This window comes from Vibrio sp. 10N.222.55.C6 (assembly GCF_041473395.1).
GTDB lineage: Bacteria > Pseudomonadota > Gammaproteobacteria > Enterobacterales > Vibrionaceae > Vibrio > Vibrio crassostreae_C.
The window spans coordinates 1-207 of the sequence record NZ_JBFRSD010000156.1 but is presented as its reverse complement, the minus strand read 5'-3'; the positions used below and the strand labels follow the sequence as shown (position 1 = coordinate 207).

The following is a 207-nucleotide window of genomic DNA, read 5'->3' as shown; positions in this document are numbered from 1 at the left end:
TGGTTTCACGGCGGATACGAGATTCAGCAAACGCGACATCTTCTGCAATTGATGGTGAAAGGTGATGACACACCATCAACATGTCTAAATGCTCATCGACCGTATTGACCGTGTAAGGTCGTGTTGGGTTAGTCGAAGAAGGCAGAACGTTGGGTTCACCTGCCGCACGGATAATGTCGGGAGCATGGCCGCCACCCGCACCTTCGG

General features: G+C 52.7%; 1 protein-coding gene. It reads right to left on the bottom strand.

Features of this window, described 5'->3' with window-relative positions:
* Window positions 1–207 (bottom strand): amidohydrolase family protein (locus AB4486_RS23005; RefSeq protein WP_372118825.1); only part of this gene is annotated, 207 nt, incomplete at both ends.